The 11,088-nt window shown below is 71.0% G+C and carries 10 protein-coding genes and 1 pseudogene; 5 read left to right on the top strand and 6 right to left on the bottom strand.

Going from position 1 to position 11,088, the window contains the following annotated elements; genetic code table 11:
• Positions 1–139: 139 nt before the first annotated feature.
• Both ACWF94_RS20975 and ACWF94_RS20970 read left to right on the top strand, forming a co-directional pair.
• Positions 140–673: pseudogene (locus ACWF94_RS20975) on the top strand (NUDIX hydrolase); the annotation flags it as partial.
• 326 nt (positions 674–999) lie between these two features.
• Complete coding sequence (locus tag ACWF94_RS20970) at positions 1,000–3,282, top strand: N-acetylmuramoyl-L-alanine amidase (RefSeq protein WP_453490326.1); 2,283 nt, start codon at positions 1,000–1,002, stop codon at positions 3,280–3,282.
• Between the two features lie 117 nt (positions 3,283–3,399).
• Here the strand turns inward: ACWF94_RS20970 and ACWF94_RS20965 are convergent, their stop codons facing one another.
• On the bottom strand, positions 3,400–4,383 hold the full coding sequence (locus ACWF94_RS20965; RefSeq protein WP_453490323.1) for a DMT family transporter: 984 nt from the start codon (positions 4,381–4,383) through the stop codon (positions 3,400–3,402).
• Between the two features lie 79 nt (positions 4,384–4,462).
• On the opposite strand from ACWF94_RS20965, the gene ACWF94_RS20960 reads away from it, so the two are divergent.
• Positions 4,463–5,032, top strand: a complete 570-nt coding sequence (locus ACWF94_RS20960) for a TetR/AcrR family transcriptional regulator (protein WP_453490320.1) — start codon at positions 4,463–4,465, stop codon at positions 5,030–5,032.
• Positions 5,033–5,244: 212 nt separating this feature from the next.
• Here ACWF94_RS20960 and ACWF94_RS20955 read toward each other — a convergent pair whose 3' ends face one another.
• Positions 5,245–6,084, bottom strand: a complete 840-nt coding sequence (locus ACWF94_RS20955) for an NmrA family NAD(P)-binding protein (RefSeq protein ID WP_453490317.1) — start codon at positions 6,082–6,084, stop codon at positions 5,245–5,247.
• Positions 6,081–6,506, bottom strand: a complete 426-nt coding sequence (locus tag ACWF94_RS20950; protein ID WP_453490314.1) for a nuclear transport factor 2 family protein — start codon at positions 6,504–6,506, stop codon at positions 6,081–6,083. The genes ACWF94_RS20955 and ACWF94_RS20950 overlap by 4 nt, the downstream gene beginning before the upstream one ends.
• 86 nt (positions 6,507–6,592) lie before the next feature.
• On the opposite strand from ACWF94_RS20950, the gene ACWF94_RS20945 reads away from it, so the two are divergent.
• A complete protein-coding gene (locus tag ACWF94_RS20945; RefSeq protein WP_453490311.1) occupies positions 6,593–7,201 on the top strand; it encodes a TetR/AcrR family transcriptional regulator in 609 nt (202 codons plus the stop codon).
• A gap of 311 nt (positions 7,202–7,512) precedes the next feature.
• Here the strand turns inward: ACWF94_RS20945 and ACWF94_RS20940 are convergent, their stop codons facing one another.
• Positions 7,513–8,472, bottom strand: a complete 960-nt coding sequence (locus ACWF94_RS20940) for a LysR family transcriptional regulator (protein ID WP_453490308.1) — start codon at positions 8,470–8,472, stop codon at positions 7,513–7,515.
• A 340-nt stretch (positions 8,473–8,812) separates the two neighbouring features.
• Between ACWF94_RS20940 and snpA the strand changes: the two genes are divergently transcribed.
• Complete coding sequence (gene snpA, locus ACWF94_RS20935; protein WP_453490305.1) at positions 8,813–9,493, top strand: snapalysin; 681 nt, start codon at positions 8,813–8,815, stop codon at positions 9,491–9,493.
• Positions 9,494–9,653: 160 nt separating this feature from the next.
• On the opposite strand, the gene ACWF94_RS20930 is transcribed toward snpA, so the two are convergent.
• Together ACWF94_RS20930 and ACWF94_RS20925 are read right to left on the bottom strand one after the other, a co-directional pair.
• Positions 9,654–10,097, bottom strand: coding sequence for a DUF6304 family protein (locus ACWF94_RS20930; protein WP_453490303.1), 444 nt, complete (start codon positions 10,095–10,097; stop codon positions 9,654–9,656).
• Between the two features lie 318 nt (positions 10,098–10,415).
• Complete coding sequence (locus ACWF94_RS20925; RefSeq protein WP_453490300.1) at positions 10,416–10,997, bottom strand: dihydrofolate reductase family protein; 582 nt, start codon at positions 10,995–10,997, stop codon at positions 10,416–10,418.
• Between the last annotated feature and the right edge of the window lie 91 nt (positions 10,998–11,088).

Genomic DNA, 11,088 nt, shown 5'->3' with positions numbered 1-11,088 from the left:
GCCGTTGGGAGGCGGATGGGCGCTACGGCGCTTCGATCGTAGGCCGCCCGGGTGAGCGACAAATAGGAAGTCTCGGTCAGGGCAGGAGACAGTGGCCCCCGAGGCTGAACAGGCGCTGCGCGGCGGAGGAGTTGGGCTCATGCGGTGGACGGTCCACGGGGAGCGGCAGATCTACGACAACCCCTGGGTCAACCTGTGGCTGGCGGACGTCCAGCAGCCGGACGGCCGGCGCTTCCACCACCATGTCGTACGGATGCGGCATCTGGCGGTCGCCGCCGTGGTCGACGACCGGCGGCGGGTGCTGATGATGTGGCGGCACCGGTTCATCACGGACACCTGGGGGTGGGAGCTGCCGATGGGCCTGATCGAGGCGGACGAGACGCCCGAGCGGACCGCGGCCCGGGAGGTCGAGGAGGAGACCGGCTGGCGGGTGACGGCGCTGAGGCCGCTGGTGTACGCGCAGCCGGCCAACGGCATCACGGACTCCGAGCACCATGTCTTCCGGGCCGACGGCGCGGTCTACGCCGGTCCGCCGACCGAGCTGAACGAGTCGGACCGTATCGAGTGGATTCCGCTCGCCGAGATCCGGGGAATGATCGACCGGCGCCAGATCGTCAGCGGTGGCAGCCTTGTCGGCCTGCTGTATCTGCTGCTGGACGAGCGCCCGGGAAGCGACGGGCCGACGGGACGCGATGGGCCGACGGGACGCGACCGGCCCCCGGGACGCGACGGGCCTCCAGGACCCCCCGCACCCCCGGGACGGACCGAACCCCCCGGACCCACCGCACCCCCGGGACGGACCGAACCCCCGGGAAGCTCCGAATAGGCGGGAAACGAGCTATCACGGCCGTTATCACCTGCCCCGGTCGCGAGTCCCGCACTCAACTCCGATACCTTGCGCCCCATGCGCACTCCATGTGCTGCTGATTTCGCGGGGGTTTCCGATGGATCCGATGGAAATCCCCCTGCTTGTTTCCTGGGAAGGATGTCCGAGCCGGTATGAGCGCTCGTCGTTGGGTGGGGGCGGCCACAGTAGTGGCCGCGGGAGTCGCCGGGGTTCTGGTGGTTCAAGGGGTGACCGGTGAGCCGGTCAGGGGAGCCGGTGACGACAGCGAGCCGGGTCCGGTCCGCGGTGCGGCACGGACGGCGGCCCTGGAGGTGAAGGGCACATCGGCGCAGTTGGGGAAGCGGGACACCGAGCCGTTCAGCCTGCTCGGTGTCACCTGGACGGACCCCGGCGCGCGCGTCGCCGGGACGGTGGAGGTACGGACCCGGGCATCGGACTCCGGCACCTGGTCCAACTGGCTGAAACTGGACGACGAGAGCGGACCGGGCGAGGCCGAGTCCGCGCGCGGCGGTACCGAACCCGCGTGGGTGGGACCGTCCGACGGGGTCGAGGTCCGGGTGAACGGCAAGTCCGGGGCGCTGCCCAAGGGGCTGCGGCTGGACATGGTCGACCCGGGCAGCGGAAAGGTCTCGGGGATGGCACCCGCGGCGTTCGCCGTCGACCCGACCCCGGTCACGACGACGCCCACGGAGCCGTCCGGTGCCCCGTCGACGCCGTCCGGCCCGCCGCCGGTCGAGCCTTCCGTGCCGAGCACGCCGACGACACCGCCGGCCCCGTCCACCGAACCGTCGACGAGCGCGCCGACCGCCGCCCCGCCGACGGCCAGCACGGCTCCGCCGCCGTCGACGCCCTCGTCCCCGTCGGCACCGACCCCGTCCGCCTCCGCCTCCCTGCCGCCGGGTCCGCCGTCCAGCGTGCCCAAGCCGCCGATCACCTCACGGGCCGGCTGGGGCGCTGACGAAACGATCAGCCCGGAGGCGCCCGGCTATCTGCCCGGCGGAAAGATCAAGGCCGTGGTGGTGCACCACACCGCCGCGTCCAACAACTACACCTGCGCCGAGGCTCCCGCGGTGGTGCGGGGCATATACACCTACCACGTCCAGCAGAAGCTGTGGAAAGACATCGGCTACAACTTCCTGGTCGACAAGTGCGGCACCGTCTACGAGGGCCGCAAGGGCGGTGTGGACCAACCGGTGATGGGCGCGCACGCCTATGGCTTCAACTCCGAGACCACCGGCGTCTCCGTCCTCGGCGAGTACACCGCCGCGCCTCCCACGCAGGCCGCGATGACCTCGGTCGCCCGGATCGCCGCGTGGAAGCTGGGCCAGTACGGTGTCGACCCGACCGGCACGGCGACCCTCACGGCCGGCGACAACGGCACCAACTACTCCGGCGTCTCGTGGCGGAAGGGTGACGCGGTGAGCCGCCCGGCCATCCACGGCCACCGCGATGTCTACAACACCCTGTGCCCGGGCAAGGCGTTCTGGGACAAGCTCCCGACGGTACGGAGCTGGGCGGGCGGACCCGTCGCCGGACTGAAGCTCACCTCCGTGACGGGCGCGGCGCTCTCGGGCACCACGTACTACACCAAGGGCGCCATCACGGCGAACTGGTCGGCCACCACCCCGAACGCGCTGATCTCCAAGTACGAACTGCTGGTCGACGGCCGAGTCGTCGCCACCGCGCCGGGCACCGCCACCTCCGCCAAGGCGACGCTGCCGGCGGGCACCCGCAAGGTCCAGGTCCGGGCCGTGCACCAGTCCGGCCGGACGGCGATCACGGCGGCCACCACGGTCGTCGCCGACACCACCGCGCCCACCTTCACCACCAAGCCGGCGCTGGCGCTGCGCACCGGCACGGTGAACACCACCGCCGTCCCGCTCACCCTGAGCTGGAAGGCGGCGGACGCCTCGGCGCTGAAGGAGGTCCGGCTCACCGCCCCGGTGGCCAAGACCTACGGCCCGACCGTCACGAGCGCCGCGCACACCGCCAAGTCCGCTGTCGCCACGGCCTGGCCGCTGACCGCGTACGACCGGGCGGGCAACACGGGCACCGCCTCGGTCACCGGCACCCCGGTCATCCTCCAGGAGACCTCGGCCGTCAGGTCCGGAAGCTGGACCACCAAGTCGTCCACCAGCTACCTCGGTGGCAAGTCGTACTCAAGCGGCGCCAGGAACGCCTCGCTGACCTGGACCTTCACCGGTCGTTCGGTCGCCTGGGCGGTGTCGCGCGCGTCGACCTCCGGGCAGGCCCATGTCTATGTGGACGGTGTCAAGGCCGCGACCGTCGATCTGAAGTCGGCGACGACGAAGTACCGGGACGCGATCTGGGCGAAGACCTGGGCCACCAGCGCCAAGCACACCGTGAAGATCGTGGTCGTCGGCACGACGGGACGGCCCACCGTCACGACCGACGGGCTGGTCTATCTGAAGTGACGTCACTCTGACGTTCCGAAGTGGTGACCTCAAGCATCCCGCTCCGGCCGTCCGAACCGACCGAACTGCCTGAACTGCCCGAACCGGCCGAACTGCCCGAACCGGCTGATACACCCCTCACGGCCCCCGCGTCCCCTCACCGGACGCGGGGGCCGTACGCCGCTGTGCCGCTGCCCGGCGGTGCGCGGGATCGCCCCGTCCCCTCACCGGACGCGAGGACCGTACGGCACCGCCCCTGGCGCCGCCCCCGTACACGATCGCCACCGCGGCGAGCCCCAGCGCCAGTCCCACCGCCGTCTGCACCCCGAGCGGTTCGCCGAACATCAGCGCGCCCCAGACGGCGGTCACGGGCGCCATCAGGAACATCAGTGTGTTCACCCGGGTCACGCCGGAGCGCCGCAGCACCAGCCAGTACAGCCCGTACCCGCCGAAGGTCGCGAAGACCACCAGCCAGCCGACGGCCAGCCAGAAGGTCCCGTCGGCGGGCGGGGCACCGGTCCCGAGCGCCAGCGCGAGCACGGTGAAGACGACGGCGCTGGTCGCGCAGTGGATCGTCATCGCGACGGAGGGGGCGACGGCGGTACGCGTACGGCCCTCCAGGAACGTCGCCGCGACCAGCGAGAGCATCCCGATGAACGGCACGCCGTACGCCCAGACCGGCACCCCGTCGGCGGCGCTCACATCGGCGAGCGTGACGACGGCGACGCCCGCCACCCCCAGCACGAGACCCAGCCACTGGCGCCCGGAGACGTACTGCCGCAGCAGCGGCCCGGCCAGCGCGCCCGCGACCAGCGGCTGCGTACCGTCGATCAGCGCGGTGGTGCCGCTGGAGACGCCGAGCTGGATCGCCCAGTACACGGTGAGCAGATAGCCGCTCTGCGACAGCGCCCCGATGACGGCCTGGCGGCCCACGGCGCGTGCGGTGAGACCGCGCCAGGACATCCGGGCGAAGACGGCGGACACCAGCGCGAGCACGACGGCCAGCGGCAGGAACCGCCACACCAGCACGGTCACGGCGTCCGCGTCGCCCGCGCCGAGTTTGGCGCCGATGAATCCGGAGCTCCAGCAGAGGACGAAGGCGGCGGCGAGCAGGACGTTCATCGGGTATCGCTCCTGAGGACGACCGAGTAAACAGATCGGTTTACCTCTCCCCACTATACAGATCGGTATACTCGACGCCATGGCAGCTCCGCACCGCATCACGATGACCCCCGGCGCCCACCGCGTCCTGGAGGCCGCGTCCCGGCTGTTCTACGAGCGCGGTATCCACGCCGTCGGCGTCGATCTGATCGCCGCCGAGGCCGGGGTCACCAAGAAGACGCTCTACGACCGGTTCGGCTCCAAGGAGCAGCTCGTCGTGGAGTACCTGGCCGCCCGCGACGAGCGGTGGCGGGCCTTTCTCGCCGAGCGCCTCGAAGCGGCGGGCCCGGCCGCCGGCGCGCGCGTGCTCGCGGTGTTCAACGCCTCCCGCGACTGGGCCGCCGAGCACAGCGCACGCGGTTGCAGCATGGTCAACGCCCACGCCGAGATCAGCGACCCGGGCCACCCCGCGTACGCCGTCATCACCGGCCAGAAAGCCTGGATGCTCGCCCTCCTCACCGATCTCGCGGGTGACGAGAGCCTCGGCCGGACCCTGATGCTCCTCCACGAGGGCGCCCTGGTCGCCCACGGCCTGGGCATCTTCCCGGACGCGCTCGGCACGGCACGCGAACAGGCCCGCTCCCTGCTCGGCGGGGTCCGCGCGGGCTGAGCCCGGCACGGACGCGGCCGTGGCCCCCGGGGAGCATCCGAACGGAGATCAGCGGCAGCGGAGCGATCTTGGTTCCGGTTCGGTGACGTACTCGTTTTGCCTGGTCAGCGGGCTTAGTGGTCCTCGGCGTGCCTGTTGAGTACCTGTCTGCTGAGCAAGAGGCCCGCTATGGGCGGTTCGCCACGGAGCCGTCGCCCGGCGAGCTGGAACAGTCATCGCGTCTCCCTCTCAAGGAGGGCCCGGAAGGTGCGCGGGGGCCGGCCGGTGAGACGGTGGACGGTGTCGGTGACGCGGTCCTCCGCCCCTTCGGCGATGGCACGGTCCATGCCGGCCAGCATGGCGGCGAACTCCACCGGCACCTGCGCCGTGAGGCGATCGCGCATCTGCTCGCAGGACAGACGGCGGTGGACCACGGGCCGGTCGGTGACCTCGGTGATGATCGCGGCGATGTCGTCGTGGCTGAGTGCCTCGGGTCCGGTGAGGACGAGATCGGTGTTGGGGGCTTGCTCGTCGGTCAGAGCGCGCACGGCGACGGCCGCGATGTCCTCGGCGTCGACGAAGCCGACCCGGCCAATTCCGGTGGCGGTCCGGATGATGCCCTCGTCGCGGATGCTCACGGCGTGCGCGTGCGTGCCGGTGAAGTTCTGCATGAACCACGAGGGCCGCAGCACCGCCCACTGTTCGAACAGATCGGGCAGGGCCTGGTGCACCGTTCCCACCGCCGGGCCGCCCTCGGGGATGGCCGAGGAGCTCAGCAGTACCGCGCGGTGCACGCCGACAGTGCGGGCCTGACGCAGGAACGGCAGCATGATCGCCGCAGGATCGGAGTCGCCCACGGGCGGTATGAGGTAGACGCGGTCAACGCCGTCAAGGGCGGGTGCGTGAGAGGCGGGGTCGTACCAGTCGAAGGGGACCGGCTCGGCGCCGGCGACCGGGGCGGCCCGGCGGCTGGCGGCTTTGACGCGGTGGCCCGCGGCCGTCAGCTGCGCGGCGGTGCGGCTGCCGGTGGTACCGGTGGCGCCGATGACCAGCGTGGTACCGGCGGTGGTCATCGGCTGCTCCCGGTGAAGTCGGTGCCGGGTTCCTGGACGGCGAGGGGGTTCCAGTAGTCGCGGTAGGAGGTGATGTGCCCGTCTCGAACGGTCACGACGGCGATGTAGGTCATGTCGAAGGGAGCGTCGCTCTCCACCAGGCGGCCGACGCCGCGCATCTCGACCACGATGGTCTCCGGATCGGTGGTCCGGTGGATCCGCAGGTCGGGGAAGTCATGCAGGTCGATGTGGTCGGGGTAGTGCCGCATATAGGCGGCGACGGCCTCCTTCCCCTCCAGACGCCGGGGCCAGCCGTCGGGAGCGAAGGGGAACTCCATGAGGCCGTCCTCGGCCCACAGGGCGACCCACGCGGGAATGTTCTTGTCGAGCAGCAGTCGCAGGCTGTGGCGGTACAGATCCGCCGGAGAAGTCGGTGCGGACATGGGTATCCTCCAGCTCTAGAATACGGACCCTGGGTCCGGTTTTGACGATACGGACCACGGGTCCGTTTTGCAAATGGAGGAGCAGCATGCCCGAGCGCAAGTCCCGCAAAGACGCCGTCCGTAACCGGGAGGCCGTGCTCGCAGCCGCCGACGCCCTTTTCGCCCGCCGTGAAAGTCCCGCTGACATCACCATGGCCGACGTCGCTTCAGTGGCCGGCGTAGGCAAGGGCACGCTCTTCCGGGCCTTCGGCGATCGCGCCGGGCTGCTCCGCGCGCTGTACGAGGCACGGCTCGAACCGATCAGGCAGGCCGTCGAGGCCGGCCCACCGCCCCTGGGACCCACGACCCCACCGGGGGATCGCGTACCCGCCCTGCTCGATGCCGTCCTCTGCTTCAAACTCGACAACCGGCGCCTCGCGCTGGCCCTGGAGGAAAGCGGGAGCGGCAGCCCGTACCAGGTGGAGCACTACGAGCGGTGGCACAGCCTGCTCCAAGCCGTACTGGAGCAGATCCCCGGCCTGACCGACAGCGACTTCACCGCCCACGCCCTGCTCGCCACCACGCGAGCCGACCTCGTCGAGCACCTGGCCGGAGAAGAGCGCATTCCGCGGGAAAAACTGCGGGCACAGTTGGCGAACTTCGTCACCAGAGTCCTGGCCTCCGGCCCACTGCAAGGGTTGACCGCCGAGGAGTGATCGTCGAGGCGGCGCAAGCCGCCTTCGCCGCCCCCCGGGCCAACTCCAGGCCAACTCCAGGCCGACGAGAGCCCTGACCCTCGCACGGCGACGGCCAGAGCCCGCTCGCTGACTCGGTGCTGCGTCAGCAGCTACCGCCCCTTCCCGTTCCGACACCCCCCGGAGGCCGCCGGGCCGGCCGTGACTGTCCGGAGTGCGGGCCGAACCGGACCGGCGAGCCGAGGGGATCAGGCAGGCACGGGCCCCGGACGTCCGCGAGGTCAGGCCGTCCGCGAGGTCAGGCCGTCCGCGAGGTCAGGCCGTCCGCCGGGTCAGGCCACGGACGTCGGCGGCAGCGGGCTCTGGTGGCGCAGCAGCCAGGCGCGGTACTCGGCCGCGCGGGACGCCGCCTCCCGGTAGGCCGACGCCAGATCGGCGTAGACGCCGTCGTACGAATCCCGGGTCCCGGGCGGTGAGAACAGCAGCAGCCGTACGGCGAGGGGATCGCCGCGCAGGGGACGGATCGCCATGTCCCCGCGCGGGCAGGAGGTCGGCTGGCAGGGCGCGACGGCCTCACCGGCAGCGATCAGGGACGCGGCGGTGTGGTAATCCCCGTGCAGTACGGGCGGGTTGAGCCCGGCGGCGAGCAGCACCCGGCGCAGTCCGTCCCATTCGCCGTCCACCGTGGGATCGACGATCCACCGGTCACCGGCCAGATCGGCGAGTTCCACGACGGGTGCCCCGGCGGCCGGATGGCCGCTCGCCAGGGAGACGAACTGCGGCTCGCGCTCGACCAGGACGCGCGCGTGGAGCCCTTCGGGCACCAGCAGCGGACAGCCCTCCACCTCATGGACAAAGGCGACATCGAGCAGACCGGCGGCGACCATCCTCAGCAGGGCGTTGGCGGAGACGTCCATACGCAGCGAGATATCGGTGCCGGGCAGCCGCCGCCGGAGCCGGCCGAGCCAGCCGGGGAGCGCGCTGCTGGCGGTGGAGCCGATACGCAGCCGGGGTCCCCCCGTCCGGGCGGCGGCGGACTTGGCCTCGACCACGAGGGCGGCCATGTCCGCCACCAGCGGCCTCGCCCTCATCAGCACGGCCCGGCCCACCGGGGTCGGCCGGCAGCCGGTGCGCTCCCGCCAGAACAGTTCCGCGCCGAGGGAGTTCTCGATCCGGCGCAGCTGAGTCGTCAGGGACGGCTGGCTGACGCCCAGCCTGCGGGCCGCCTTGTGCAGGCTGCCCGTGTCGGCGATGGCACACAGCGCACGCAGATGTCTCACCTCCAACTCCATGCCCTGAGGGTAGGACCGCACCAACTGCCACACCAGACACACAGTTCGGGCACAGGGGGACGGACGGGACAGGGCGCCGTACAGATCCCGGCCTCGGCCGGAGGTGCTCTGCCGGAGGTGCTCTGCCCGAGGCGCTCTGCCGGTCGCGCCCGGACCGGGGCCGGGGATGCGGAGACACCTCGGCCGGACCCGCCGGGATGCGGAGACACCTCGGCCGGAGGGGGTCGCCGCCCCGGTGATGCCGTGGGGCTATCGCCAGTTGGCATCATCCGCGCCCGGGGGCACCTCCCCGAGACTCTGCCCTACCGAACCCGTTCATCGGACGAGTAGGAGCCCCCACATGCCCCACACACCCCCCACACGTCACCGCAGAGCCGCGTTCTCGGCCGCTCTCGCCGGAGTCGGCCTCAGCCTCGCGGCCGCCCTCGGCACCGTACCCGCGAGCGCCGCCACGATGGCGGACTCCCCCACCGCGGCCGTCCCCTCGCACGTCGCCTACGAGGGGTCCGCCGAGGACACCAGGGCGACCAGGGCCTTCTTCGAGGCCGTGGTGAAATCGGTCGCCGAGAAGCGCGCCGCCAACCCGGGCGCCCGGGTGGTCACGGTCACCTACAACGCCTCGGGCGCGCCCAGCTTCCGGGGCCAGATAGCCCGCTCCACCCAGATCTGGAACAGCTCGGTCTCCAATGTGAAGCTCCAGGAAGGCAGTAACCCCAGCTTCCGTTACTACGAGGGCAATGACGCGCGTGGCTCGTACGCGAGCACGGACGGCCGGGGACGCGGCTATATCTTCCTCGACTACCGGCAGAACCAGCAGTACGACTCCACCCGGGTCACCACCCATGAGACCGGGCACGTCCTCGGTCTGCCGGACAACTACCGGGGGCCGTGCAGCGAACTGATGTCGGGCGGCGGCCCCGGCCCGTCCTGCCGGAACGCCAACCCGGACGCCCGTGAGCGCGCCCGGGTGAACAGCATCTGGGCCAGGGGCCTGGCCTCGGCGATCGCCCGGGCGTCCTGACGGTCCAGCTCCATTGATCGGCGCATCGACGTATCGGTGCGTTGGCGCATCGGCACATCGGGCGCATCGGCGCATCGGACGAGGGGCGTCCCGCCACAGTCGGCGGGGCGCCCCTCGGTCCGCCCGGAGAAGCCCCCTCAGGGGCGCGGGCGGCGCGAGATCAGGCGGCCCCGGCCGGCGCGTGCTCCCCCAGTTCGGCACCGTACGGAAGCTGCTTCTGGATACGGTCGAGCGCGTCGTCGAAGTCGCCTCCGGCGACACCGGACTCATACGCCGCCCCGCCGTAGTGCAGGATCAGATTGAGGTCCGCCCGATCGAGCGAACCCTCGGGGCGTAGTTCACCGAGCGTGAGCAGACAGCTCAGCGTGCCCCGCCCCACCGTGCCGTCCGCGTGGATGGGCAGCGGTATGTCCCACTCCAGTACGCAGGAGGAGAGCACTCCCTCCGCTCCTACGGCCTCCAGGGCGGCGAACGCCACCCCTTCGTACTCAACACCCCTGATACGTGTGCGCAGTTGCCGTCCGTGCGCCGCGATCGTGACCGCTTCCGCGCCACGTCGGTCGCGGTACCAGCCCGCCCAGACTTCAGTCGACTCCGATGACATGGCGCGGACTGTAGCGGTAGTGCGCACCGCCCCGAACAGCAGGGATGGCTCAGGCGTTGCCGACGGCCGCGCCAGGCTCCCCTTCAGGGCGCTCACCCGGCCGCTCCGCGTACTCACGGCAGGCGGGGTTGTGGCACGGGCCGGGTCCCCAGGAGGGGATGAACGCCCCGAGCGTCTTACGTCGTGTGATGACGGTACCGACAGGCTGTCCGCACGCCGGGCATCGATACTCGGCCTGCGGGCTGCGGACGGTCCGAGGTCCATCGCTGCCCATACCCCCAGGATATGGCGATTCGGGCAGTCCGGACAGTCCGGCGGTCAACGGATTCTGCGGTACTTCCTGACGACCACCCCGTTGTCGAAGGAGCGCAGGGATTCGAGCGTGAACTCATCCACCCGGAAGTCCGCCGCGAACATCGGCATTCCCGCGCCCAGCACCACCGGATAGGTCTTGATGACCAGCTCATCGACCTCGTCCCTGAGCTGCCCGGCGAGATCCGCACCACCACAGAGATAGATGCCGAGCCCTTCCTCCCGCTTCAGCTCCCCGACGGCGGCCACCAGGTCGCCGGAGACGATCCGCACGTTCGGGTCGGGCGACCGGCCGATGCTGCGGGAGGCCACGTACTCCCGCAGATGGGCGTACGGGCTGGTGATCCCGATGTCCAGGGCCAGCTGATAGCTGGCACGCCCCTGGATGATCGTGTCGTACTCGGTGTTCGGCGCGGCATCCACCCCGAACGCCTGGCGTGCCGCCGTGGGCAGGGTGTCCGGGACCTCCTTGCTGAGGTACTCCAGGAAGTCACCCCGTACGAAGTCCGTGAAGAAGTCCGCCGCGCCGCCGGGGGCTCCGATGAAGCCGTCGATGGATGCCGCGATGAAGTAGCTGAGCTTGCGCAAACCTGTCCCGTTCGTCGAGAAATAGGGCCCTGGCCGCACCGAATCCACCGGACCTACGACCACTCCGCCCATAGTGCTTCACATGTAGTGG

Source organism: Streptomyces sp. NPDC055078 (assembly GCF_053607985.1).
This window is presented reverse-complemented; position numbering and strand designations above follow the sequence as displayed.